Annotated in this window: 21 protein-coding genes and 2 rRNA genes; 9 read left to right on the top strand and 14 right to left on the bottom strand. The window is 68.3% G+C overall.

Annotated features, from left to right (window positions below; all coding sequences use genetic code 11):
- Positions 1 to 11: 11 nt before the first annotated feature.
- Genes uraH through allB form a run of 3 tightly spaced genes read right to left on the bottom strand, consistent with a single transcriptional unit; the run spans position 12 to position 3,135 of the window.
- A complete protein-coding gene (gene uraH / locus VFK57_02620; GenBank protein HET7694573.1) occupies positions 12 to 344 on the bottom strand; it encodes a hydroxyisourate hydrolase in 333 nt (110 codons plus the stop codon).
- Complete coding sequence (gene alc / locus VFK57_02615; GenBank protein HET7694572.1) at positions 341 to 1,873, bottom strand: allantoicase; 1,533 nt, start codon at positions 1,871 to 1,873, stop codon at positions 341 to 343. The genes uraH and alc overlap by 4 nt, the downstream gene beginning before the upstream one ends.
- The gene (allB, locus tag VFK57_02610; protein HET7694571.1) at positions 1,870 to 3,135 is read right to left on the bottom strand and encodes an allantoinase AllB; all 1,266 of its coding nucleotides are present in this window, start codon (positions 3,133 to 3,135) and stop codon (positions 1,870 to 1,872) included. Before allB ends, alc begins: the two co-directional genes overlap by 4 nt.
- A gap of 16 nt (positions 3,136 to 3,151) precedes the next feature.
- Here allB and VFK57_02605 point away from each other — a divergent pair, with 16 nt between their 5' ends.
- Genes VFK57_02605 through VFK57_02585 form a run of 5 tightly spaced genes read left to right on the top strand, consistent with a single transcriptional unit; the run spans position 3,152 to position 9,715 of the window.
- The gene (locus tag VFK57_02605) at positions 3,152 to 3,997 is read left to right on the top strand and encodes an N-acyl homoserine lactonase family protein (protein ID HET7694570.1); all 846 of its coding nucleotides are present in this window, start codon (positions 3,152 to 3,154) and stop codon (positions 3,995 to 3,997) included.
- Positions 3,994 to 4,968, top strand: a complete 975-nt coding sequence (locus VFK57_02600; GenBank protein HET7694569.1) for a Gfo/Idh/MocA family oxidoreductase — start codon at positions 3,994 to 3,996, stop codon at positions 4,966 to 4,968. The genes VFK57_02605 and VFK57_02600 overlap by 4 nt, the downstream gene beginning before the upstream one ends.
- A 47-nt stretch (positions 4,969 to 5,015) precedes the next feature.
- Positions 5,016 to 5,564 carry a hypothetical protein gene (locus VFK57_02595; protein ID HET7694568.1) on the top strand — a complete coding sequence of 183 codons (549 nt, stop codon included), beginning with the start codon at positions 5,016 to 5,018 and terminating at the stop codon, positions 5,562 to 5,564.
- Between the two features lie 14 nt (positions 5,565 to 5,578).
- Positions 5,579 to 7,456 carry an oligoendopeptidase F gene (pepF, locus tag VFK57_02590; protein HET7694567.1) on the top strand — a complete coding sequence of 626 codons (1,878 nt, stop codon included), beginning with the start codon at positions 5,579 to 5,581 and terminating at the stop codon, positions 7,454 to 7,456.
- 30 nt (positions 7,457 to 7,486) lie between these two features.
- Complete coding sequence (locus tag VFK57_02585; protein HET7694566.1) at positions 7,487 to 9,715, top strand: penicillin acylase family protein; 2,229 nt, start codon at positions 7,487 to 7,489, stop codon at positions 9,713 to 9,715.
- A gap of 18 nt (positions 9,716 to 9,733) precedes the next feature.
- Here VFK57_02585 and VFK57_02580 read toward each other — a convergent pair whose 3' ends face one another.
- On the bottom strand, positions 9,734 to 10,879 hold the full coding sequence (locus VFK57_02580) for an alpha/beta fold hydrolase (protein ID HET7694565.1): 1,146 nt from the start codon (positions 10,877 to 10,879) through the stop codon (positions 9,734 to 9,736).
- A gap of 179 nt (positions 10,880 to 11,058) precedes the next feature.
- Between VFK57_02580 and VFK57_02575 the strand changes: the two genes are divergently transcribed.
- On the top strand, positions 11,059 to 11,811 hold the full coding sequence (locus tag VFK57_02575; protein HET7694564.1) for a hypothetical protein: 753 nt from the start codon (positions 11,059 to 11,061) through the stop codon (positions 11,809 to 11,811).
- Here the strand turns inward: VFK57_02575 and VFK57_02570 are convergent.
- Positions 11,789 to 12,814, bottom strand: coding sequence for a hypothetical protein (locus tag VFK57_02570; protein HET7694563.1), 1,026 nt, complete (start codon positions 12,812 to 12,814; stop codon positions 11,789 to 11,791). The two genes, VFK57_02575 and VFK57_02570, sit on opposite strands and share 23 nt — an antisense overlap.
- On the opposite strand from VFK57_02570, the gene VFK57_02565 reads away from it, so the two are divergent.
- Together VFK57_02565 and VFK57_02560 are read left to right on the top strand one after the other, a co-directional pair.
- Positions 12,765 to 13,430: a hypothetical protein gene (locus tag VFK57_02565; protein HET7694562.1), complete on the top strand. Its 666-nt coding sequence runs from the start codon at positions 12,765 to 12,767 to the stop codon at positions 13,428 to 13,430. The two genes, VFK57_02570 and VFK57_02565, sit on opposite strands and share 50 nt — an antisense overlap.
- Positions 13,431 to 13,520: 90 nt before the next feature.
- Entirely contained in the window at positions 13,521 to 14,132 is a 612-nt protein-coding gene (locus tag VFK57_02560) for an SLATT domain-containing protein (protein HET7694561.1), read from the top strand.
- Between the two features lie 329 nt (positions 14,133 to 14,461).
- Here VFK57_02560 and VFK57_02555 read toward each other — a convergent pair whose 3' ends face one another.
- From VFK57_02555 to VFK57_02535, 5 genes are all read right to left on the bottom strand, one after another.
- Entirely contained in the window at positions 14,462 to 15,337 is an 876-nt protein-coding gene (locus VFK57_02555) for a L,D-transpeptidase (protein ID HET7694560.1), read from the bottom strand.
- Entirely contained in the window at positions 15,334 to 16,044 is a 711-nt protein-coding gene (locus VFK57_02550) for a DUF72 domain-containing protein (protein ID HET7694559.1), read from the bottom strand. Before VFK57_02550 ends, VFK57_02555 begins: the two co-directional genes overlap by 4 nt.
- Positions 16,041 to 16,385: a polymer-forming cytoskeletal protein gene (locus VFK57_02545; protein ID HET7694558.1), complete on the bottom strand. Its 345-nt coding sequence runs from the start codon at positions 16,383 to 16,385 to the stop codon at positions 16,041 to 16,043. Before VFK57_02545 ends, VFK57_02550 begins: the two co-directional genes overlap by 4 nt.
- 183 nt (positions 16,386 to 16,568) lie before the next feature.
- A complete protein-coding gene (locus VFK57_02540) occupies positions 16,569 to 17,915 on the bottom strand; it encodes an amidohydrolase family protein (GenBank protein ID HET7694557.1) in 1,347 nt (448 codons plus the stop codon).
- 10 nt (positions 17,916 to 17,925) lie between these two features.
- Positions 17,926 to 18,573 (bottom strand): hypothetical protein, encoded by a 648-nt coding sequence (locus VFK57_02535; GenBank protein HET7694556.1) that lies wholly within the window; start codon positions 18,571 to 18,573, stop codon positions 17,926 to 17,928.
- A gap of 26 nt (positions 18,574 to 18,599) precedes the next feature.
- Between VFK57_02535 and VFK57_02530 the strand changes: the two genes are divergently transcribed.
- Entirely contained in the window at positions 18,600 to 20,783 is a 2,184-nt protein-coding gene (locus VFK57_02530; GenBank protein ID HET7694555.1) for a glycoside hydrolase family 36 protein, read from the top strand.
- Here the strand turns inward: VFK57_02530 and VFK57_02525 are convergent.
- The 4 genes from VFK57_02525 to VFK57_02510 all read right to left on the bottom strand — a co-directional run.
- Positions 20,754 to 22,181 (bottom strand): mannosyltransferase family protein, encoded by a 1,428-nt coding sequence (locus VFK57_02525; protein HET7694554.1) that lies wholly within the window; start codon positions 22,179 to 22,181, stop codon positions 20,754 to 20,756. The genes VFK57_02530 and VFK57_02525 overlap by 30 nt on opposite strands.
- Before the next feature lie 38 nt (positions 22,182 to 22,219).
- Positions 22,220 to 22,900, bottom strand: coding sequence for a hypothetical protein (locus VFK57_02520; GenBank protein ID HET7694553.1), 681 nt, complete (start codon positions 22,898 to 22,900; stop codon positions 22,220 to 22,222).
- Positions 22,901 to 23,384: 484 nt separating this feature from the next.
- Positions 23,385 to 23,501 (bottom strand): 5S ribosomal RNA (gene rrf / locus VFK57_02515).
- A gap of 182 nt (positions 23,502 to 23,683) precedes the next feature.
- Positions 23,684 to 24,177, bottom strand: a 23S ribosomal RNA gene (locus VFK57_02510); the annotation flags it as partial.

The raw sequence follows: 24,177 nt of genomic DNA, 5'->3' as shown, positions 1-24,177 counted from the left end.
TCGAGGTTCGATCAACTGCCGCGATACGTCGAATAGCCGAACGGACTGATCAAGAGCGGCACGTGATAGTGCGCGTCCGGCGACCGGACGACGAAGTCGATGGCGATGACCGTGTAGAAGGACTCGACGCCGCGGCGCGCGAAGTAGGCGCCGGCGTCGAACGTGAGACGCCACGACCCCGTCGCCGTCGCGACGTCGCGCAGCGGCGGAACGCGGCCGTCGGCGTCGGTCGCGCCGGTGAACACCTCGATCCACACCGCCCCCTGCTGCTTCATCAGCGCGACTGCCACACCACCGGCGGGGCGCCCGAGCGACGTGTCGAGGACGTGCGTGGAAATCGTCACCCCAGCACCCGTTCGAGACGAAGACGCGTGATGGCGCGCTGCTCCGCTGCCGCGATCGCCAGCTCCGCCGCGGGATCGTTCGGCATCCGCTGACGGATCAGCGCGAGAATCTCACCGGCGCTCCGGCCCGCCGCCGACACGATGAACACGTGGCCGAAGCGTTGCTCGTACTGCAGGTTCGCCTCGGCCAGCGCGGCGCGCTCGGGCGCCTCGGCGGCCGCGGCAGCCTGCTGCTCCTCGGAGGACATCGCCCGCGCCGCGTCCGATTGACGCTTCTCCGCCCCACGCTCGCCGATGCGCGGATGGTGCCGGAAGGCCTCGCGCCAGTCGTCCATCGAAATCCCCTCCCCCGCCGCATCCGCCGCCGCGAACACCGCATCGGCCGACGCGAACGGGCGCGCCAGCGCGACACGCTCGATCCACGCCGGGGCGGCGCAGAAGTCGGCGAGCAGCGCACGCAGCTCGGGGGCGTCCATCGCGTTCAACTGCCGCAGCACCGCCGCCCGCCGCGCCTCCGCAACAGGGACGCCGTGGACGCGAAACCGGCTGACGCCGCCATCGGGAAAGATGTTGAGCCGCACGTGCGAGGCGACGACGTTCGGCGCCACGTCCGGACCGAACACGTGCCGGTGATCCGCCCGCAGCCTGGTTGGCGCCAGCAGCATCGCCCAGTGCGCGATGGCGCGTGCCGCCACGTCCGCCGAGACCCCTTTGCCTTCGTCGCGGATCAGAGCCGCCTCGATCGAGGCGCTGTCGGGATAGTTTCCCTTGAAATGGGCGGTGTCGACCTCCGCGCCGGCGACCGCCGCCTCGAGCCCCAGCCGGACGATCGCCCAGTCGTGCCCCGGACCGCGCCGCCGCTTCGTCTCCCACCCGTCCCCCATGTTGGCGGCGCGGTACGGCATCAGCATGTTGCGCGGCTCCCCGTAGAACCGGTCGCTGGTGTCCACCACGTAGCCGCCGTGGATCGCCGCCGCGAGATCGATGGCCTTGCCGCCGGCAAGCACGCGCGACCAGTCCGGCAGCGATTCACCCATGACGCGCAGCCGCGCCACGCCGCCGTCGGGAAAGATGTTGAGGCGCAGGTGCGTGAAGCGCCGCTCGTTGCGCGGATTCAGCCGAAGCGTGAAAGTGTTCTGCGTGTCGCCGCCCAACTCGCTGCGCGCGAGCACCGGATGCCATTCGACATCGGGCGCCGCCGCATCCGCCCCTTCGGGCAGGCCGCACCCGTCGATCCAGCAGTGCGTCGGATAATTGCCGGTGAAGAACGCCGTGTCGACGATGAAGGCGTGAACCACACCGGGCACCCCGAGCTTCACGATGCACCAGTCGTGTCCGGGCGTGCGGCGGCGGCGAGACTCCCAACCGTCCATCCACTTGCCGCGATCCGTGTACTTGCCCGGAATGAAGACCGGCGGCTCCGGCTTGATCAGGTTCTCCTTCTCGGCGAAGAAGTCGTCATTGGCGGCGATCGCCTGCCCGCCCAGCCGCGCGGACGCCAGATCGATGAGGTGCGTGAACTCGCTCATCCCGCATCACCATACACGACCCGGCCGCCGACCCAGGTGCGCCGCACGCGGCCGCGCAACCGCAGCCCGTGATACGGCGTCCGCTTGTGGCGCTGCCGCAGCGCCTCCTGGTCGACGACGAACGCCGCGTCCGGATCCCACTCGACGAGGTCCGCGCGCATCCCCTCCGCGATGACGCCGCGGTCGGCCAGACCGGCGAGACGCGCCGGCGCGGCGCAGAGCCAGCCGGCGAGCCGCTCGAGCGGACAGCCCCGCGCCGCGGCGGCCGTCCACACCGCGGCGAGCGACAGCTCGAGCGACGCGATGCCGCCCCAGGCCTTGACGAAATCCCCATCCCCTTTCATCGACGGCGGACACGGCGAATGATCCGTGGCCACGAGATCCAGCACCCCTTCGTCGAGCGCGCGCCACAGCGAGTCGCGATGCGCGCGGCCGCGAATCGGCGGAGCGCATTTCAGCAGCGTGTCGCCGTCCGCGATCTGCTCCGCGCAGAACGTGAGGTAGTGCGGACAGGTTTCCGCCGTCAGCGGCAGCCGTTCCTTCCTGGCGGCCGCAATCAGATCGAGCCCATCCGCCGCCGCCACGTGGACCACGTGGATGCGCGCGCGGTACTCGCGGCAGAGCGTCACCAGCAAGTGGATGGCGTCCACTTCGGCCTGCGCGGGGCGCGAGGCGAGCCAGGTCGCGTACCGCCGGGGATCCGCGGCAGGTTCCACCGCCACGAGCGCGGCCGGCGACTCCGCATGCACCAGCAGCGGCAGGCCGCGGCGCGCGAGAACCGGCAGCGCCAGGCGCAGGTCCCGCTCGGTGACGTGCTCGAATTCGTCGACCCCCGACGGCGACAGAAAACACTTGAAGCCGCGGACCCCGGCGTCCGCCAGCGCATCGAGCGCTTCGCCGTTCCCCGGGACCACGCCGCCCCAGAACTCCACGTTGACCGGCGCGCCACGTGCCGCGCGGCGTTTCAACTCGAGCGCGCGCACGTCCGTCGTCGCCGGCACGCTGTTGAGCGGCATGTCGACGATCGTGGTAATCCCGCCGGCGGCCGCAGCCGCACTCGCGGTCGCGAAACCTTCCCAGTCGGTGCGTCCGGGTTCGTTGACGTGAACGTGGGGATCGATCAGGCCAGGGAAGAGCACGGTGCCGCCCGCGGTGCCTGCCGTCCCCAGGGTGCGCACGCGGACGATGCGGCCCCCGTCCACGTGAATCTCGGCGGCGGCGATGCCCGCCGGGAGCAGGACGCGTTCGGCGCGGATGATCACGACGTATACTCCGGCGATGATCCGGACATCGATCGTCCTCTGCTGTCTGCTGTTCGCGCACGCCGCGCGGCCGACGCAGACGCCGGGCGCGGTGACCTACGAGGCGTTCGCCGTTCGCTTCGGCATACTACCTGCGTTTCCGGTGTCCAGCCTGGTTGCCGGCGCCGACCCGGCGCGCCGGCTGGACATCCCCGTCATGGTCTGGCTCCTCAAGGGATCGAACGGGCGGCAGGTGTTGATCGACGCCGGGTTCTACCGCCAGAAGTTCCTCGACCAGTGGAAGCCGCGCGACCATCGGTCGCCGGCCGCGGCGGTTGCCGCCGCGGGCGTTCCCGCGGAGGCGATCACCGACATCATCATCTCTCACGCGCACTGGGATCACGTCGACGGCGCGGACCTGTTCCCCAAGGCAACCGTCTGGATCCAGCGCGAGGAGTATCGCTATTACACCGGCGACGCGTGGCACGCCCGCAACACGCACGGCGGCGTCGACGCCGAAGACATGGCGGCGCTGCTGAAGATCAACACCGACGGGCGGCTGCGATTCGTCGAGGGCGACGATCGGGAGATCCTGCCCGGGATTCGCGCCTACACGGGAGGCCGGCACACGTTCGCGTCACAGTACGTCAGCGCCGCGACGCCGGCGGGAACGGCGGTGTTCACCTCCGACAACGTGTATCTCTACGAGAATCTCGACAAGCGCGCCGCCATCGCGCAGACCCTCGACGCCGGCAGCAACGTCAAGGCGCAGGATCGCGTGCGCACGCTCGCATCCAGTCCGCGGCTGATCGTCCCGGGACACGATCCCGCCGTCTTCGAGCGGTTCGAGCGCGTGGGCGACGGTATCGTGCGAATCAGATGACGCTGCGCTGGGCTCTGCTGAGCACCGCACGAATCAACCGGTTGATCATCCCCGCCGTGCGCGCCTCGGCGCGCAGCCGGCTCACCACTGTCGCCTCACGCTCGATCGACAGGGGACGCGCCTACGCCGCCGAATGGAAGATTCCTCGCGTGGCGCGATCGTACGAGGCGCTGCTCGACGATCCGGAGATCGACGTCGTCTACATCCCGCTGCCCAACAGCCTGCACGTCGAATGGACGATCCGGGCGCTCGAGGCAGGCAAGCACGTGCTCTGTGAGAAGCCGCTGGCGCTCAGCGTCGAGGAGGTCGATCGCGTCGCCGGCGCGGCCGCCCGCACCGGACGAGTGGCGACGGAAGGGTTCATGTACCGTCATCAGCCGCTCACGCACGCCGTGGAGACCGTCGTCGGCAGCGGCCGGCTGGGGGAAGTCCGCAGCTTCAAGGGCGCGTTCACGTTTCCGCTCACCCGCGAAGGGGACGTGCGGTTCGATCCCGCGCTCGGCGGAGGCTCGCTGTGGGACGTCGGCTGCTATCCCGTGAGTTACAGCTGCATGCTGGCAGCAGCGCCCCCGCAGGAGGTGTTCGGCTGGCAGCAGACGTCGGCGACGGGCATCGATCTCGAGTTCTCGGGCATGATGCGCTTCGCCGGCGGCGGCGTGGCGCAGTTCGACTGCGGCTTCGTCGGCCCGTTCCGCGCCGAAATGGAGGTCGTCGGCCGCGACGCCTCGCTTCGCGTCGAGCGTCCGTTCCGCACGGACGACCTCAGCCGGTTGATCCTCACCAGCGGGGACGAGCGCGAGATTCTTCCGTTTCCCTCCGCCCCGCCATTCTCCGGTGAGATTGCCGACATGGAAGCGGCGGTGCTCGACGGCGCCGCGCCGCGCGTATCGCTCGCCGAATCCCGCCGAACCGTCGCGACGCTGTCGGCGTTGTACGAATCGGCGCGCAGCGCGCGGCCGGTGAAGCTCTAGCATTCCGGCTGGTCGATCTCTTGCAATCCGCGCGGACGGAGGTCGTGTTGGCTGAAGTACTGCTGGAATTCGCGGAGGCAATCACGTCGGAGGACGGGAAGAACTACACGGCGCGTGCGTGCGGTTCCGAGATGCCCGACGGCCGCTGGCAAGGCTGGATCGAATTCCTCCCGCTCGGGAACGGCGAACCCGTGCGGTCGTCGCGCGAGACGACACAGCCCAATCGCCGCGATCTGGAATACTGGGCGACAGGTCTCACGTACGTGTATCTCGAAGGGGCGCTGCATCGCGCGCTCAAACCGCTGGTCCGTCCGGTCGCGCCGGAGGTCCTCCCGCCGTTGTTCGACGGTCCCGCTCCTTCACCGGGGACGAGCCCGACGACCGAGAGCGTCTTGGACCCGTTCTCCGTCTACCGGAAGGGGGAGGCGCTGCTGCGGCGGCAGCTCTCCGCGCTGGCGGGCTGGCACCTCGTGAACATCATCCGCCGGTACGAGCTGAGTGACGAAGATCCGGCGATCCTGAACGCGATGGAGCCGGCGCGCCTGGTCGAGCTCATCATCGACGCGGTGCGCCAGCCGCGGGCGTCGGCTACCTGAGCTATCCTGCGGGAATGCGCAACATCCGCATTCCCGCCCTTGCATCCGCCGCCGTTCTCTCGCTCACGCTCGTCGCCTCCGGGCAGGAACGCGACCGCGCGAAGATTCCCGATAAGTACAAGTGGAACGTCGCCGACCTCTATGCGAGTGAAGAGGCCTGGCGGGCCGCCAAGGAAAAGCTCACCGCCGGCATTCCGAAGATCGCCGCATTCCAGGGCACCCTGGGATCGTCACCGGCGCGGCTGGCCGATGCGCTCGATGCCGCGAACGCGATCAGCAAGGATCTGCAGCGCGTCTATCTCTACGCCAGCCTGCTTGCCGATCAGGACACCCGGGTCAGCAAGTACCAAGGCATGCAGCAGGAGATGCAGCAGGTCGCGGCGGGCTTCGGCCAGCAGGTCGCGTTCATCGAGCCCGAGATCCTGAAGATCGACAAGGCGACGCTCGACGGCTGGACGGCGAAGGAACCGCGCCTCAAGACCTACACGCACTATCTCAACGACATCCAGCGCCGGCGGCCGCACACCTTGTCCGACGCGGAGGAGAAGCTGCTCGCCGCCTCCTCGCTCGTCGCCAACGCCTCGTCGTCCACCTACAACATCCTGTCGAACGCGGATTTCCCGTATCCCACGGTGACGCTGAGCGACGGGAAATCGGTGAAGCTCGACTCCTCGGCCTTCAGCCTCTATCGCGGCGTGCCCAACCGCGAGGATCGCAAGAAGGTGATGGACGCGTTCTTCAACGCGCTCGGCCGCTACAAGGGCACCTTCGGCACCACGCTGAACGGTCAGGTGCAGGCGAACCTGTTCTACGCCAACGCCCGCAAGTACGAGACCGCGCTCGATTCGGCGCTCGACGGGCCGAACGTGCCGGCGCCGGTCTACAAGAGCCTGGTCGACGGCGTGAACCAGGGGCTGCCGACGTTCCATCGCTACCTGCAGCTGCGCAAGCGGATGATGGGACTGCCCGACCTGCAGTACTACGATCTCTACGCGCCGCTGGTGGCGTCCGCCGATCTGACCTACACGCCCGAAGAGGCGGAGAAGCACATCCTCGCGGCGCTGGCGCCGCTCGGCGCCGACTACGTCGCCGCGGTCCGCCGCGCGTTCAACGACCGGTGGATCGACCTGCTGCCGAACGACGGCAAGCGCTCCGGCGCGTACTCGAACGGCGCCGCCTACGACGTCCACCCCTACATGCTGATCAACTTCAACGGCAAGTACAACGACGTCAGCACGGTGGCGCACGAGCTCGGCCACACGATGCAGAGCTACCTGTCGAACAAGACGCAGCCGTTCCATCTGGCCAACTACCCGATCTTCGTCGCCGAGGTCGCCTCGACGTTCAACGAGGCGCTGCTCAACGACTACATGCTGAAGACGATCAAAGACAACGACACGCGGCTGTCGCTGCTCGGCAGCTATCTCGAGAACATCAAGGGGACCGTGTTCCGCCAGACCCAGTTCGCCGAGTTCGAGCTGCGGATGCACGAGATGGCGGAAAAAGGGGCGCCGATCACCGGCGAGGCGCTGGACAAGCTCTATCTCGAGATCACGCGCAAGTACTACGGGCACGACAAGAACGTCTGCGGCGTCCCCGACTACATCGCCCACGAGTGGGCGTTCATCCCGCACTTCTATTACAACTTCTACGTCTTCCAGTACGCCACGTCGTTCACCGCGTCCGAAGCGCTGGCCTCCAGGGTCCTCGCCGGCGATGCCGCCGCCACCAGGCGTTACCTGACGTTTCTCTCGGCCGGCGGATCGAAATACCCGATCGACCTGCTGAAGGACGCAGGGGTCGACATGACGACGGGCGAGCCGCTGCAGTTGACGCTGAAGAAGATGAACGCGGTGATGGACGAGATGGAGAAGCTGCTCGCTAAGAAGTGAAGGCTCGAGGTTCGAGGAGCGAGGTTCGGTATGAGGTGGCTTGCAGCGGCGGTTGCGCTGTCAGCGGCGGCACTCGCCGCGCAGAACTCGAGCGATCTCCGAACGCTTGCCGCGGCCAGGCTGGCGCAGATCGAGGGCGAGCTGAAGGTCACGGGCCTGAAGGCGCCGGTGCAGGTCGTGCGCGACAGGTGGGGCGTGCCGCACATCTCGGCGCAGTCCGCCGACGATCTGTTCTTCGCGCAGGGCTACGTCATGGCGCAGGACCGTCTGTGGCAGATGGAGATGTGGCGCCGCGCCGCGGAGGGGCGGCTGGCGGAAGTCGTCGGTCCGGCCGCCCTGCCCCGCGATCGCGTGACGCGGCTGCTCAAGTACCGCGGTCCGATGGACGACTCGGAGTGGACCAGCTATCACCCGGACGCACGCCGGATCTTCACGGCCTACGTCAACGGCGTGAATGCGTTCATCGCGGCACACCGGGACCGGCTGCCGATCGAATTCGTCGTCACCGGGATCGTCCCCGAGCCGTGGACGATCGAACAGCTCGTGCTGCGGCCGCCGTCGTTCGGCGACGCCGCGGCGGAGCTGCAGCTGGCGCGAAACGTGGCGCGGCTGGGCGCGGCCGAAGCGAACCGCCTCCGCAACCCCGATCCGCCGGACACCCTGGTCGTTCCGGATGGCTTCGACCCCGCGGCGATCTCGGAGGAGGTCATCGCCGCCGCACGCGTGCCGGCAAACCCGCCGCTGGAGCCGCTGCCGCAATACCGGCCCTCCGCGACCGACCGCCGCGACGACACGGCCGTGAGCGAGCCGGGCAGCAACAACTGGGTGGTCGGCAAGTCACGTTCGGCCACCGGCCATCCCGTCGTGGCCAACGATCCGCATCGTGACGTGACGAACCCGTCCCTGCGCTACATCGTCCACCTGCGGGCGCCGGGCTGGAACGTCGCCGGGGCGGGAGAGCCGCCGTTCGTGGGCGTGGCGATCGGCCACAACGAGCGGGTGGCGTGGGGGCTCACGATCGTCGGCACCGATCAGGAAGACGTCTATGTGGAGTCGGTGAATCCCGCGAATCGGAACGAGGTTCGCTTCGACGGCCGGTGGGAGCCGCTGAGGATCGTGAAGGACACCATCCGCGTCAAAGGCGGCGATCCGATTGCCGTCGAACTGAAATACAGCCGCCACGGTCCGATCTTCCATGAGGACTCGACGCGCGGTCTCGCCTACGCCGTGCGGCGCGCCGCCGCCGAACCAGGCACGGCGCCGTATCTCGCCGGCCTGCGCCTCTCCCAGGCGAAGGACTGCCGCGAGTTCCTCGACGCCGCGATGCACTGGAAGGCGCCGACCGAGAATCTGATCTGCGGCGACGTGGACGACAACATCTCGTGGCGCCCGGCTGCCCTGTCGCCGGCACGCAAGGGCTGGAACGGCCGGCTGCCCGTGCCCGGCGCCGGGCGGTACGAATGGCAAGGGTTCAGGAAAGATCTGCCATCGGAGTTGAATCCCCAGCGCGGTTACATCGCGACCGCCAATCACAACATCAATCCGCCCGGGTACTCGCCGCCGCTCATGTTCAAGACGGCGAACACGCGGTTCGAGCGCATTACCCGCCTGCGGCAGATGCTCGACGGGCCTCCGGCAAAGCTGACGCTGGAGGATCACCAACGGATGCAGCACGACGCCTTGTCGCTGCGCGCGATCGCGGATCTGCCGCTGTTCCGCGGATGGACGTCACAGGACCCCGCAGTCGAACGCCTGCGCGCGGAGATTGCCGCATGGGACGGCGTGTACGCCGGCGGCAGCCGTGCGGCAGCGCTGTACGAGACGTGGCGCGGCGGCGGCGATGGCGGCGGCCGGGGTCGCGGCACGGCAGGCGCGCCCGCGCCGTCGACGCGTGAAGAGGCCGAGAAGCGGCTCCAGGCGATGGCGCAGGCGAGCAGCAGCCCGGACCGCACCTGGGGCCGGATGCACACGCGCGCGTTCAGGCACCCGCTGCTGCGCGTGTTCGATCTCGGCCCGGTGGAGCGCGGCGGCGGCGCCGGCACCGTCGCCGCCGACGGCGCGTCGTACCGGGAGATCTTCGACGTCGCGGACTGGGATCGATCGCTCGTGATCAACGTCCCCGGCCAGTCCGGCCAGCCGGGCAGCCCGTTCTACGACAACCTGTTGAGGATGTGGGCGGACAACCAGTACTTCCCGCTCGCGTTCACGGCGAAGGCGATTGAGAGCGCGGCGAAGTACAAGCTGACGTTGAAACCGTGAGTCCGGCCTCGCCGGTGTCTATCTCACCCGCACCGGCGGCGCCGGCTTCGAGCGGTCTTCGTAGGGCCGCAGATGCCACTCGAAGAACACCCACGTCCGGTTCCACGAATCGATCTGTTCCGGTGAGTCGACCCGCTCCAGCGTCTGGGGATCGACCCGGCGGCTGAAGGCGTGGCCGACGCTCGGGCCCCACGGCGCCGGATCGACGTAGGTCTTCGTCTCCGCCAGTTCCGGCTTGCGCGATCGGAGGGCGTCGACGATCTGCTGATCCTCGACGTAGTTCACGTCTTCGTCGTTGGTCGCGACGTGCACGAGCAGCGGCGTCTTCAGTTTATCGACGTGATACAGCGGCGAGCGCTTGATGTACTCGTCCTGCTTCTCGAACGGCAGCCCCCGAATCCGCTCCTGCGTAGAAAAGCTCGACTGATAGCCAGGTCCCTTGTAGGACAGCCGGAATATCAGGTTCGTCACCGGCACGATTGCCGCCGCCGCCTTGATCGGGGTGGTCTCGCGGAACACCGAGAACAGCGTGATGTAGCCGCCGTGACTCCATCCCATCATCCCGAGCCGGTCCTGATCGACGTGCGGCACCGTCTTCAGGAAATCCACCGCGCTCATCACGTCGTCCACCTCGTAGCCGCCGTAGTCGATCTTCATGTAGTGCTCGCGGCCGTAGCCGGTGCTGCCGCGGTACTCGGGGCAGATGACGACGTAGCCGCGGGCGACGGCGTCCTTGACGAACGGCCACATGGCGATCGACCAGTCGCCGTGCACGCCGCCGTGGACCCAGATCAGAGCCGCATGCCCTTTCGGACCGCGCTTCTGCAGCGGCTGGAACAGGTACGCCGGGATGTCGAGATCGCCGACGCTGCTGCGGTAGGTGACCTTCGCGAAGTCCACCACTCCTTTGGCGACCTCGGCGTAGCGGCGATCGGTCTCAGCCTTGGCCTGCATCTGCCGATCGAAGTTCACGCCGGCGCCGTGGTCCGCCGGATCGTTGCTGACGTAGAGCCGGCGCGCCCGCTCGGGATCCATCCTGGGCTGCGGGCGCTGGGCGGCCGCGGCTGCGGGCGGAGCCTGTGGTTGTTGCGGCTGCTGGGCGGATACGGGGAGAACGCTTGCCGCCAGAGCGGCGGAGAGCACGATGAACGTGGGCTGCTTCATGGCTGTGCGCGCCAGTCTACGTCAGCTTGCCGCGCCGGGTTTCTGCGGACGCAAGGACGCCGTCCTCGGTTCTCCGTCCTCTGGCCAGAGCACGCCGCCGTCGCATCGCGAATTGCATCAGCAAAATCAAGCGCGACCATTGGCACAGCCGTTGCGGACGAGGCTGGCAGGAGACCCCCATGGCACTCAGAGTGTTGACCATCCTCGCCTTGACCGCGGCCGTCGCGTCCCCGGCCCTGGCCCAGGAGCGGGCCGGACGGCGGCGTCCGGACGCCAACGGCAACCAGGAACAAGGCGCCCGCGCGCCGGAGCGGGCCGGACGCGATCGCGCGGTGCCGCGCGGCCAGGGGCCGCGCGCCGAGGCGCCGCGCGACGCGCAACCCGAAGCCCGTCCCGTGCGGCCGGCGCCAATTCAGCCGTCGCCGCAGGCTCGCCGGGATGACGGGCGCTACGATCGCGACTCCCGCACCTACCGCGGCCCCGGCAACGGACGCTACGACGGCCGCTACGATACGCGGCGCTACGGCTACGGCCGCGCGGTGCCTCGCCGCTACACGCCGCGGATCATTCGTCCCACGGTCGTGCGCGTGATTCCGTATCGCCCGTACGTCTATCGTCCGAGCTATCGCATCGGCGTGATCTACGGCGCCGACGGCTACTATCCGTACGGCTACACGCCGCGCGCGTACTACGATCCGATCCCCGGGCGTCCGTATGGCGGACTGCGGATCACCGATGCGCCGCGCTGGGCGCGCGTGTTCGCCGACGGGTACTACGTGGGCCTGGTCAACGATTTCGACGGCATCTTCCAGCATCTGAACCTGGAAGCGGGTCCGCATCGTATTGAGGTAGAAGACGACAACTACGGAGCGATTGCGTTCGACGTGTTCATCCGCCCCGGACAGACGATTACTTACCGAGCGGGGTTCTGACCGACGCGATCGCGATCACGCGATACGAGTATTCATAAAAGCGCTCGGTGCGGTGAAGCCGGCCGGAGACTTCCATCACCGCACCGGGCGCGACGTTGAACCGCCGCGCCAGACCCGCTTCCGCGTAGTCACGCGTTCCGCCATAGCGGTGGCCGTCCCGCCGCAGCGACCCGTAGTTCGCGTCCCCTTCGTCCTTGATGAAGTCGCGGCCGCGCCAGACCAGCGCGTGCGCCCGCCAGCCTTGCCTTTCCACCGCGGCCCGCGCCAGCCACGCGCGCCCGTTGCGATCGTCGCTCGGGCGCTCGCGATCCGGCACTGACTTTCCGGCCAGACCGTACCACTCGAGCTCGACGATCCCGCGCGTGAACGCGATGCCGAGCGCCCCGGCTGCCGAGTCCGTCACCGGACCGGACGCGAACTGCTGTCCCCCCTCGTGCACGACGTGCAGCTGAAAGGGGACCGCGATCTGTCGTGAGAACGAGACGCGTCCCTCGACGCCGCCGTCGAAGCGCTCGCGGTGTGCGGCGGTGTTGAGCCGCTGCCACTCGAGCCAGAGCGTGTGCGACAGGCGATCGCCGGCGTACCGCCACGCGAGACCCGGCTCGTAGGCGCGCTCGAAGGCAAGCGTCTCGCGCTGCAGCGCGGGCAGCAGTCCGTGAGGTCCGCCGCGATCGGGTCCCATCGGGCGCGCCGGATCGGCGGCCGGCAGCGTCCCGAAGACGAAGCGCGATCGACCTCCGCCCACCGTCAGCGCGATCACGGGACGCACCTGCTCGAGCGCGCGCTCGTCGCCGAATCGCTGCTTGCCGAAGACGCCGAGCGAGATCGCGGCCGCCGGTCCAAGCCGCAGGTCCGCGAACACGCGCGCGGCGGCGCCGAAGATCGTCTCCCCTTCGCGAAAGGGGTTGCGGAACTCCGTGTTGTCGCCGTACAACAGGATGTCGGATCGCAGCGTGACGCTTCCCTGCGCGCAGACGGCGCGCCCGCCCCACGGCACTCCCATCCACAGCAGCGCGGCGAGCGCGACGACGCGCGCGGCAGAATGCATTCGGCTTACGATACTCCACGCCCTGCTGCTGCTCGCCTGCGCCGCGCGTGTCGGGGCGCAGGGGCCCGAGCCCGCTTCGCTCGATCCCTTCGCCCGCGGCGCGTGGCATTTCGAGACCGCGGCGATCGCCGCGCTCGAAGCGTGGAACTACAACATCTCGCACGAAGAGCTGTACGGCCTCGATCAGGGAGTGGTCTACGGGCTGCGCGACGGGCTCGCCCTGCGCATGCAGCAGCGCTTCATTTACGTCTCGCAGCGATCGCAGGACGCCGTCGTCCTCGGCCTGACCATCGGCGTGCGGGCGCGCCTCGTGACGCGCGGACGATGGTCCGCGTTTCTGCAGGGGGATCTCGGGGTCTCTCACACCGCGCTGGCCACGCCGCCGCGCGGCACGCGGTTCAACTACGTCGCGATCGGCGGCGGCGGCGCGATGGTCCGCGTCCATCCGCGCGTCCATCTCGTGTCCGCGCTGCAGCTGGTCCACATCTCGAACAACGGCATCAAGGGCTCTTCACGCAACCCGGACATCGAGGCGATCGGCCCGTCGATCGGGCTCCTGATCCGCTTCTGAACCACCCCAAATTTTCACGGGGCTGTCGGATCGAATACGCGCTGGACGCGCGAAAATCGTCGGAACACACGGAAACACTTGAATTTACGCATGCTCGAGCTGGCGCGGACCTTGCCTCGTCGCCTCCGCATGTTCCAGATCTCGATCGTGGATCACGTCCGTCTCAGCTTCGCCAGCGTGCTTGCGGCGTACGAAGGGCACGCGGAAGCCGCGGCCCGTCTCGCGCGCTGGAACTCATACGGCAAGATCGTGCTCCTGACGCTGTCCGGCCTGGCGGCGACGACCGGCACGATCGCGCTGCAAGGCGGCAGCGGCTGGCAGAAGGCGACGGCGATCCTGACCGCCGTCCTGTTCGGGTGCTGCGCGGCATACGTCGCGCTGAGTCAGCAGCCGCTGATGTACGGCCACCGGATCAGCGCGGCGAAGCTATGGGTGGTGTGCGAGAAGTACCGCGCGCTGCTCGCCGAGATGCAGGAGGACGCGATCGACCTGCCGACGCTGCAGGAACGCCGGACCGCGCTGCTCAACGAAGCGGCAACCGTGCTGGAGCAGGCAGCGCCCGACGATCGCTACACCTACGAGATCGCGCGGGACGCGCTGTCCGGACCGAAGGGCAAGGGCTATCCGGACTGGCTGATCGATCGCTACCTGCCCGAGTCGCTCCGCAAGGAGCCGCCGACGACCGCCGCCTCCCCCTCCTGACCACCGGGTGCCAGGTGCCGGGTGCCAGGTCTGCCAACGGGCAGACCGGGGTGCCAGGTCTGCCAACGGGCAGATCGGGGTGCCAGGTCTGCCAACGGGCGAACCGGGGTGCCTGGTCTGCAAACTGGCAGACCGGGGTGCCAGGTCTGCAAACGGGCAAGCCCGGGACAACCACAGGACCTGACACTTCGAAGCCTGTCTCAGACCTGGCACCGTCAAGGCCGTTGTGCAGACCTGGCACCTTCCGACGCCGATCCACAGACCTGGCACCATCAAGGCCGATCCGCAGACCCGGCACCTTCCGACGCCGATCCGGAGACCTGGCACCGTCAAGGCCGTTGTGCAGACCTGGCACCGGAAGCGTCGATCTGCAGACCTGGCACCCCGGAGCGCCGGTTTACAGACCTGGCCCCGGGGATAGACAGCGCAGGGAGACCGAGGGGGACGGTGAGGGTGTCGAGCGACAGCCACGGCGCCGGGCTGCCGTACCCATAGCTGCCGTGGATCACGACCGGCGTGCCGGTGGTCGTCACGGTGCGCTTCGACTCATCCAGCGTCCACTGCTCTCCCCACCCGTACAGCCACTGCGCATCGCGCAGCAGCAGCCGCACGCACGCATGGCTCGCCGGATAGCCGGGCAGGTCGAACAGATGGAACGACACGCCGCGCGCGTTCACGAAGTTGAAGTACCACTCGAGCAGCCAGTTCTCGTTGTCCGTCGATCGGCGGCTGCGGGCCCGCCACGTCAGGTGGAACGCTCCCTCCGGCGTCGGCGTCTCCTTGCGGCCGGTGCTGACCGGTCCCCAGCGAATCAGACGCCCGTACTCGTAGGCGGCGAACGCCTGCACCGGCTGATGGACGAGGAGTACCTTCGGATGCGCCTCCGCCGCCGGCCACGTCGCCGGGAACGGGCTGTAGGCGAGCGGATCGGGACTCCACGCCTCGGGCACGATCAGCCCCGGCACCGGCGGATCGGCGCGAACGAGATGCTCGCGATCGCGCCGATTGAGCATCTCGAGCAGTTCGATCTGCGCCGGCGTGAACCGTTTGTCGAGCTCCGCCGCCGTCTTCGGCAGCGGTTCGATGCGGTAGGTGAGGACGGCGGCGGCCGGCGCGGCCGGCGCTTGCGCCTGCGCCCGCACCGCGGCGGACGGCATGGCAACGGCAACGACGACGGCGCACGGGATCGCGAACCGGCGCCTCACGCAACCAGGCGGCGCAGGTCGAGCGCGTTGCCTGCGGCGGATCCCGAGCCCGTATTGTCGAAGACGCACCAGGCGTCGCACGCGCATCCGGACAATTTGACCGCGAGGGCGCGCAATTGTTCCAGCGAGTAGGGAGAGAAGTACGGGCGCGGCGATCCATGCCAGCGGTAATAGACGATCCCCGTCCACCCGCCCGGCGTCTCCAGTCCCGCGGCGCGCGGCGGGTCCGCCGCCACGCGCGCCACGCGAAACCTCTTCAACAGCGCCTCCGCCGTCTTCGTCGTCCAGGTGACATGCCGCGGCTCGCAGACCACTGCGCCATCGTGACGCGATCGCAGCAGCTCGAGGAAGCGCCCCACCCGCCGCGACTCGAACGCATGCGACGGCGGCAGCTGCACGAGCAGCGGGCCGAGATGCCGGCCGAGGCCGGCGATTTCGTCGAGGAACCGCACCAGCGGATCGCGGGCGCGCGTCAGCCCGCGCTCGTGCGTGATCGCCTTGGGGACTTTCACGGAAAAGCGGAATCCCGCCGGTACCGCAGCCGACCAGCGCTCGTAGATGGCGGCGGCGTGCGGGCGATAGAACGACGTATTGATCTCGGCGGCGTTCAGGCGGGCGGCGTACCGCTGCAGCTGAGATCCCGCTTCGGGAAAGCGCCCCCGGTGGGCGCGCGGGATGTTCCACCCCGCGGTGCCGACATGGATCACGCCACCATTGTGGCGCGTTCCTGTCCTTCGACGAGCACCTTCCCCTGGACGACGGCACCGTCTTCGACGGCGAGCCGCGGCGCGTTCAGACTGCCCTGAACCTCGGCGCCCGACTGGAGGTGAATCCGGGTAGCCGCCGCCAACGTGCCCTGCACCCTGCCGCACACCACGATGGCCGCCGCGGAAATGTCGGCTGCGACGACCGCCCCTTCCTCGACGGTCACGATGTGCCCGGCGACGTCGATGGTGCCGTCGACCTGGCCGGCAATCGTGAGCGCTTCCTGCGCCGTAATCTCTCCGCGGATGACGAGGGTTGATCCCTTACGCGCTGCGTTCTGCATGCCGCGCGACATTGGCAAGCGGTGTACCGCGGTCGATCGCGCGAATGCCCGTTGTTCGCGGCGTTTCCCGCCGGCGCGCGATCACGGTTTTGTCACCCGAAGTACCTTTCCTGTCGAACTCGGACGGCACAATCCGTCAGCACAGAATGCCGCCCGACGCGGACTCGGGCTCTCGGCCGCCGCCTACTTGTAGCGTACGCCGCGCTTGACGACGACGTCGACGCGCTGCAGGAGCGAGATGTAGCGCAGCACGTCCCCGCGGACGGCAATGACGTCGGCGTCCTTGCCCGGACTGACCGTGCCGACCCTCGCGTCCACGTTCATCGCCACCGACGGCCAGTAGGTCGCCGCGCGGATCGCTGTCATCGGGTCGACGCCGAGCACCGTGACCCACGCGTCGAGCTCGCGCCAGGTGGAGTGCGTATGGAAGTTCATCGGGATGCCGCTGTCCGTGCCTATCAGCTGCACCACCCCCGCCTCGCGGAGCTGCTTGAACTTGTGCGCCAGCGTCGGGCGCCGCGCCGCCGTCAGCTGGAAGTACGGCAGCCGGTCGACGTGCTCGAGTGACTTCTTGATGTCCGCCACGATCGCCGCCGGCAGATCCGCCTGCCACGCCGGGTCGTCCAGCGCCTCGGGATTGTCGCGCAGGTATTCGTAGTTGAGCAGCCCCTCGATCGTCGGCGTCCAGAACAAAGGGCCGAGACTCATCTTCCCCGTCCGCTCGCGGATCATCCCCAGGATGTCGTCGGGATAGGCCGGAGCGGTAGCGAGGCCGGTGTGCTCGAAGCCGTCGACACCGGCGCGCAGGCCGACGCGGATCTCCTCCGGGCGATGCGAGTGCGCGATCACCGGCTTGCCGTGGCGGTGCGCTTCCTCCACCACCGCCCGCACCTCGTCCATCGTCATCTGATCCTGGTCGATCAGTTTCACGACGTCGACGCCGGCGGCGGCGATCTGCTTGACCTTGGCGCGGCCGTCGTCGGGCCCCTTGACGCCCCAACGATACGCTTCGGTGTTCGGGTAGGGCTCGTGCTGGATGAAGGGGCCGGACACGTAGAGCGTGGCTCCGCGGATCCTGCCGCTGTTGATCCGATCGCGGACGCTGATGCTCTGTTCGAGCGGACCGCCGAGGTCGCGCGCGCTGGTCACGCCGGCGGAGAGAAGCTGCTTCGCCGCGGCCGGCATGATCACCGACTCGAACTGGTTGAAGTACGCCTTGTCCCAGTGGCCGTAGTCGGCGTGCCCGACGATCATCGTGTGCACGTGCATGTCCCACAGGCCGGGGAGCACCGTCATGCCTTCGGTCGAGATCACCTCCGCCGCTTGCGGAACGGCGAGCTGGCCGACGCGGCCGACGGCGGCGATCTTCTCGCCGGCAATGAGGACGACGCTGTTCTGGATCGGCGGGCCGCCGAAACCGTCGATCAGCGTCCCGCCGACGAGCGCCGTCGTTCTGCCTGCCGGGACCGGCGCCTGCGCGCCCGATCCGACCGCAAGAGCCGCCGCCAATGCCGCAGCCGTCAACCGCATGGGAAATGCTTCAGAACGCCCACCTGATCCCGACGCGGGGCCGAACCAGAAGCCCGCTCTCGTCGGCGAAGCGGAAGACGCAGGCGTGAATGCCGGGAATCACGGACAGGTGCTCCGTCACCGCGATGCGCGCGTCGATGCCGACGGTCGGGGCGGCGCTGTAGTCGACGCGTTCGTCGGGGCGCGGGATCAACCCTGCGGGCGTGCCGTCAGGCGCATCGGTATGGAACCGGCGGTGGAGCCGCACGAAACTGAGTCCGCCGAGGTAGCCGAGGCGGAGGCGCCCGTGGGCCGCCGAGCGGAAACGCAGCAGCGTCGCCACCGACAGCACCTGATTCTCCGCGACCGACGTCAGCGTGATCGTTTCGCGCTGAAACGTGACGTTGCGCGGACGCTGCGTGCGGCTGAATCCGGTCACGTCCAGCCCAAGCTGCAGGTCCCACCGGGAGCCAATCGACGTCCCGACGGCGACGGTGGCGCCGGTGGCGGTGCCGTCGAGCCTGCTCTCCGTCGGGTCGCCGGAGAATCGCTTCACGTCCACGAACGTGCCTCCCGTGACGTAGGCACTCTCGCTGATCGGCGTCTGCGCCTCGACAGCCTGCGCGAAACTCGTCAATATCGCCGCCAGCAACCAGACACCGGCCTGTCGAGTTCTCATGGCTGGCCGCTATACTGATGGCGGCTGTGCCGTCTGTCAACGATGCAACCCGATCCCGCGCGCGCTCAACCATCGGGCTGCTGGCCGCGCTCGTCATCGCGGCGGTGTCCTCCCACGATCGCGTCTCGACCGAAGAAACCTGGACCATTGGCAACAGCCGCATCCAGGCCACGCTCCGCCTGTCGGCCGACGGGCTGCTCGTCAGCGGCATCGTCAATCCTCAAACAGGCGCGACGCTGACCGTCGGCGAGACGGCGACCAGCGGCGCCACGGTGAACGGAACGACCGCCGCGCTTGGGGCAAGCGCCGCCGGCTGGATTCTCGAGGGGGTCGACCACCAGGCCAGCGACACCGCGAGCCGCCTGGTTTTCACCTTCCGCTCGACGCGGGCTCCGGTCATCGCGGAACGTACGTTCGCCTGCTACGAGCCGTCGCCGACCATCGAAGCCTGGACAACGTACCGCGCCACCGGCTCGTCGTCCGTGACCATCGGGAACATGAAGATCTGGGAGATCACGGTCCCGGCGACGCTGGTGCACTACAGCCACGGCCTGCGCGGCGACGCCGCGGGGGCGCCCGTCGAGGACGCGTTTTCGCTGAGGACGCAGCGCGTCGACTCGGTGTCGCCGCTCACGCTGATTGAACGGAATCGGTCGACGGAGCAATACCTGCCGATGATTGCCGCCGACCTCCGCGAGGAGGAGTTCTTCGGCGGGCTGGCCTGGTCCGGGTCGTGGCAGATCCAGGCGCAGGCAGTCGGTGCAGGCGTGACGCGGTTCTCGGCCACCCTGCCTAACGTCACGGTCGCGGTGGACGGCGGACGGCCCCTGGAGACGCCGCACGGCTTTTTTGGATTCACGCCGGGCGATCGCAGTGACGTCGGCACGGCGTTGCGCGGCTTCGTCATGCAGGGCGTGCGCGGCGGACGTCCGTTCCAGCCGCTGGTGACGAGCAATACCTGGTTCGCCTACGGCACCGAGATAGACGAGGACTCGATGCGCGAGGAGATGGCGAACGCGGCGGCCAACGGCGTCGAGCTCTTCGTCGTGGACGCCGGATGGTATGCCGGCGCCGGACGAGGCAGTGATTTCGATGCCGGTCTGGGAACGTGGCGCGTCGATCCGGTGAAGTTTCCGGAGGGGCTGCGCCCGCTGAGCGACTACGCCCACGACCTGGGACTCCGCTTCGGCATCTGGGTCGAGCCCGAGCGCGTCGATCAGAGCACCGTCGGACGACCCGGCCTGGCGCAGCAGTCCTGGCTCGCCACCAACAACGGCAACCCCGGCTCGTCGAGGAACCCGCAGATCTGCCTCGCCAGCGCCGCGGCCCGCGAGTGGGTGTTCGAACGCGTCTCGGAGCTGATCGATCAGTCGAACGCCGACTATCTGAAGTGGGACAACAACTCCTGGGTGAATTGCACGCGGAGCGGTCACGGCCACGCGGCGAGCGACGGCAACTTCTGGCACGTGAAGGGGCTCTACGAAGTGCTGGCGGCGCTGCGCGATCGATATCCCAACCTGCTCATCGAGAACTGCTCGCAGGGCGGGAATCGCGCCGATTTCGGGCTGCTGCGCTACAGCGACGTCGGGTGGATGGACGATCGCACCGGCCCGTCGGTCCACGTCCGGCACAACCTCCACGGATTGACGACGTTCTTTCCGCCGGCGTACCTGCTCTCGTTCGCGATCAGCCACGCGGGAGAGCCGCTGTCGGGGGCGCCCGATCTCGGGTTGTACCTGCGCAGCCGGATGCCCGGCATCCTCGGCCTGACGTATCGCGCGGCGGAGCTCAGCGAGGGCGATCAGTTCGATATGGCGCGTGAGATCGGCATCTACAAGTCGATCCGCGACATCCAGCGCGAGGCGAGCGCGATCCTGCTCAGCGCGCAGGCCGAGCCGGAGGGCGGTCCGGCGTGGGACGTCCTCGAGGAACTGTCGGCGTCGACCGGGGAGGCGGTGCTCTTCGCGTTTCAACAGGACCGCGCGATTCCCGCGGTGGCGGTCCAGCCGCGCGGCCTCACTGCCGAGGCGATCTACACGATCAGCCGGGCCAACGGTCTGGTTCTCGGATCCGCCCGGGGCGGCGACCTGATGCGCGACGGCATCACCATCGAAGAGTCGGCCGAGTCGGCCGGCCACGTGCTCGTGCTTCGTCCCGATCGTCCGCCGGCGGCGGCACGATCAATAGATCGGTCGAAGGGTCACGAATAGAATCACGAACAGCGAGCGCAGCAGCGCCGCGACGATCAACAGCGCCTCGTGCAGCCGCTGCGAGTGCAGTCCGCCGAGCATCATGAACACCGGAAAGAGCACCGCCGCATAGCGTCCGACTCCCTCGAGCGCATTGCCGCTGAGCGGCACGAGCAGGCTCACGAGCACGTACGCGCCCATCGCCGGCCCCAGCCGCTTGAACACCGCCGGCGTGAGCGCCAGGAAGAGCAGCGCGGCGACGCCGTGGAACAGCCGGAACGGCGCCATCGGCGACAGGAAGAAGTAATCGTAGGCGCCGTGCTTGAGGATGCGTCCGAGCAGCGACAGCAGCAGCTGCCACGGCGGATGCCCGAGCGTGTATCCCCACTGCGACTGCGCGTGGAGCCAGGCGAGCGGATCGCCGGAGAGCGAGTACGCGAACAGGCAGAATCCGCCGAGCGCGGCGGGCAGGAGCGCGAGGGGAACGGATCGGCGCGCCAGCGCCGGCACGCCCGGACGATCGCGCAGCGCGAGCAGGACCAGCGGGACGGCGATCAGAATGCCGTTCGGCCGGGCGAGCGTCGCCAGCGCGCCCCACGCGCCGGCGCGCCACCAGCGGCCGTCCCACGCCCGGCTCACCGCCATGACGCTCGTCAGCAGAAAGATCGACTCGGCGTAGACGCGCGTGAAGAACAGCGCAAAGGGAAAGATGGAGAGGTAGAGAACGGTGCGCCGGGCGACCTCGCGATCGCCGGACCAGCGCTCGGTGAGGCGGTGCAGCGCCACGAGGGCGAGGAAGTAGGCGATCGCCGAGATGCTGATCGCGCTGATCCACAGCGCATGGTCGCTCCCCCCGAAGGGCCACGCGCCGGCGCGGATCAGCATCGGATACAGCGGGAAGAAGGCGATGCTGCTCTGCCCGTCGGCGTTCCAGTAGTAGCCGCGCCTCGCGATGTCGAAGTACCAGCCCGAGTCCCACGCGGCGAAGATCTCGAAGAACTTCGACTGGCGGAAGGGCATCTCGATGGCGCGCAGCCGCCACGGGGGGAACACCACGTTGGCGACGAAACCGACGAAGATCGATCCGACGCGGATGACGGCCAGCGCGAACAGCGGGTCGAGGACGGCCGGCGGCACCCGATCGATGGTGGCGGCGCGCAGCGCGGCAGGGTCGCGGAGCATCCCGCGGCCGCGCTCCAGCAGCCAGGACGATCCCCCCAGCGTGACTCGCAAGGGAATCGCGATCAGCAGGATCAGCAGCGGCTTCTCGCCGCGGCTGATCGTCGCGAAGCCGAGGTCCTCGACACCCGCCAGAAAGAGGAGCAGCGCCGCGGCGTAGACGACGATGAGGATTTCGAGGCCGAGCGCGAGACGCCTCCGCCAGGTGCCGGCGGCGGGGGCGCGCGTCGTGGGCGGCATGAGCGCCACAGATTACTCGATCTGCCGCGCGCGCGGCGCTACCGCTCGCCCGCAGCCGCCCAGCGATAGACGCGCGGAACCCCGCGCTCGAGCGTCGTCTCGAAGGGCGAGACCGGAGCGTCCGGCTGCAGCGATCCGTCGAGGCCGTATTCGGCGATCGTGCCGGCGCCGCGCAGCGTGACGCGGACCCGTTGATCCGCGGTCTGGTTCCAGACGAAGGACAGGCGCGTGCCGTCGGCGCGGACGAACGTCCGGTGATGCAGCTCGCCCGCGTCCACGATCGGCTGCACCGCGGCGGCGTTCCCGGCGATCAGCACGCCTCCGGATCCGACGAGCTCCACGAGGCGCCTCACGGTGCGGTAGGCGAGCTTGGGTGAGCGATCGACGCGCGTGATCCCGAGGTGGTAGTTCGGCGCGTCGCCGATGACCGCCGGGAGCCAGATCCTTTCGGGATAGGCGTGCACGGGAACGATGTCGAAGGCGGCGCGGGCGGGGGGCTGTGCGCAGACGTCCTCCATCCACTCGACGTCGGGAAACACGAGACCGCCGTGGCGGATCTGGAAGCGGCGCTGCGCCCGCGCGGTGCGGCTCGCGGCGATCAGCGTGCGGGTGTAGTCGTCGCGCGATCCGTCCCACCACTGCGCGACGTTTTCCTCGTTGTAGATCTCGAGCGAGGGCACGTTGGGATGGTGCCGCAGCTCGCGCGCGAGCGCGGACACGAAGGCGCGCCAGGCGCGCTGATCCGCGGGCGGCTGGTTCCAGGCCTGGCCGTCCTGGCCGGTCCCGGCGGCGGCCCATGCCGGCGTGTAGCCGGATGTAGGGACGCAGCGTGATGCCGCGCGCGGCGGCGAGGGCGACGAACCGGTGCAGCCAGTCGAAGTCGTAGCGTCCGCGTTCGGGCTCGAAGTCGTCCCAGCCGAAGCTGCCGCGCCAGGTGCGCACCCCGATGTCGCGCATCAGCGCGAAGTCACGCGCGACGTCTGCGAGGTCGTCTCCCTTGTCGTAGTCCTCGAGGATGCTGAAGGCCAGCGGCTTGAGCGCCGGGGCGGGGCGGTCGGGGTCAGCGGCGGTGAGGAGCAGGAGGGCGATCGCCGCCAGGGCGGGCTTCCACATTCAGATCGCCCGATTTCCAGATTTCCAGATTTCCAGATTTCCAAATAAAAAAGGCCGTCGCACGCGCGACGGCCTTTTTTGGTGCATAAATCCCGGCAGTGACCTACTCTCCCACGCAGTTTCCCACGCAGTACCATCGGCGGTAGAGAGCTTAACTTCCGTGTTCGGAATGGGAACGGGTGTGACCTCTCTCCTATGACCACCGGGAAAGTGTGTGCCTGGGGTTCCCCGGTAGACGCGCAAGATACCGGCGCGTGATCGAGGATCGTCCCAGACGATGTCAAAGAGCCTGTGCCGCCGACGCCCGACGGCGACGGCGGAGCCAATTGAATATCCTGCAAACGGTAGTTTTGCCCGACCGCTCCGCACATTGAATGCAGAGAAAAATAATGGTCAAGCCTCACGGGTGATTAGTACTGGTTAGCTCCACGTATCGCTACGCTTCCACACCCAGCCTATTGCCTGGTCATCTTCCAGGACCCTTTAGAGGCCTTATGGCCTGGGAAATCTCATCTTGGGGAGTGTTTCACGCTTAGATGCATTCAGCGTTTCTCACTTCCGAACGTAACTACCCGGCGCTACCCTTGGCAGGATAACCGGTACATTAGAGGTTCGTTCAACCCGGTCCTCTCGTACTAAGGTCAAGACCCCTCAAATTTCCTCCGCCCATGTCAGATAGAGACCGAACTGTCTCGCGACGTTCTAAACCCAGCTCACGTACCGCTTTAACCGGCGAACAGCCGGACCCTTGGAACCTGCTACAGCTCCAGGATGCGATGAGCCGACATCGAGGTGCCAAACCTGAGCGTCGATGTGAACTCTTGGCTCAGATCAGCCTGTTATCCCCGGCGTACCTTTTATCCGTTGAGCGATGGCCCTTCCA

This window comes from Vicinamibacterales bacterium (assembly GCA_035699745.1).
In the GTDB taxonomy this organism is placed as follows: Bacteria; Acidobacteriota; Vicinamibacteria; order Vicinamibacterales; family 2-12-FULL-66-21; genus JAICSD01.
This window is presented reverse-complemented; position numbering and strand designations above follow the sequence as displayed.

Excerpts from the sequence above, each read along its gene's own strand:
- alc (HET7694572.1), bottom strand. The coding sequence starts at position 1,873 with ATGAGCGAGTTCACGCACCTCATCGATCTGGCGTCCGCGCGGCTGGGC.
- VFK57_02605 (HET7694570.1), top strand. The coding sequence starts at position 3,152 with ATGATCCGGACATCGATCGTCCTCTGCTGTCTGCTGTTCGCGCACGCC.
- VFK57_02600 (HET7694569.1), top strand. The coding sequence starts at position 3,994 with ATGACGCTGCGCTGGGCTCTGCTGAGCACCGCACGAATCAACCGGTTG.
- pepF (HET7694567.1), top strand. The coding sequence starts at position 5,579 with ATGCGCAACATCCGCATTCCCGCCCTTGCATCCGCCGCCGTTCTCTCG.
- VFK57_02585 (HET7694566.1), top strand. The coding sequence starts at position 7,487 with ATGAGGTGGCTTGCAGCGGCGGTTGCGCTGTCAGCGGCGGCACTCGCC.
- VFK57_02580 (HET7694565.1), bottom strand. The coding sequence starts at position 10,879 with ATGAAGCAGCCCACGTTCATCGTGCTCTCCGCCGCTCTGGCGGCAAGC.
- VFK57_02575 (HET7694564.1), top strand. The coding sequence starts at position 11,059 with ATGGCACTCAGAGTGTTGACCATCCTCGCCTTGACCGCGGCCGTCGCG.
- VFK57_02570 (HET7694563.1), bottom strand. The coding sequence starts at position 12,814 with ATGGGAGTGCCGTGGGGCGGGCGCGCCGTCTGCGCGCAGGGAAGCGTC.
- VFK57_02560 (HET7694561.1), top strand. The coding sequence starts at position 13,521 with ATGCTCGAGCTGGCGCGGACCTTGCCTCGTCGCCTCCGCATGTTCCAG.
- VFK57_02545 (HET7694558.1), bottom strand. The coding sequence starts at position 16,385 with ATGCAGAACGCAGCGCGTAAGGGATCAACCCTCGTCATCCGCGGAGAG.
- VFK57_02540 (HET7694557.1), bottom strand. The coding sequence starts at position 17,915 with ATGCGGTTGACGGCTGCGGCATTGGCGGCGGCTCTTGCGGTCGGATCG.
- VFK57_02535 (HET7694556.1), bottom strand. The coding sequence starts at position 18,573 with ATGAGAACTCGACAGGCCGGTGTCTGGTTGCTGGCGGCGATATTGACG.
- VFK57_02525 (HET7694554.1), bottom strand. The coding sequence starts at position 22,181 with ATGCCGCCCACGACGCGCGCCCCCGCCGCCGGCACCTGGCGGAGGCGT.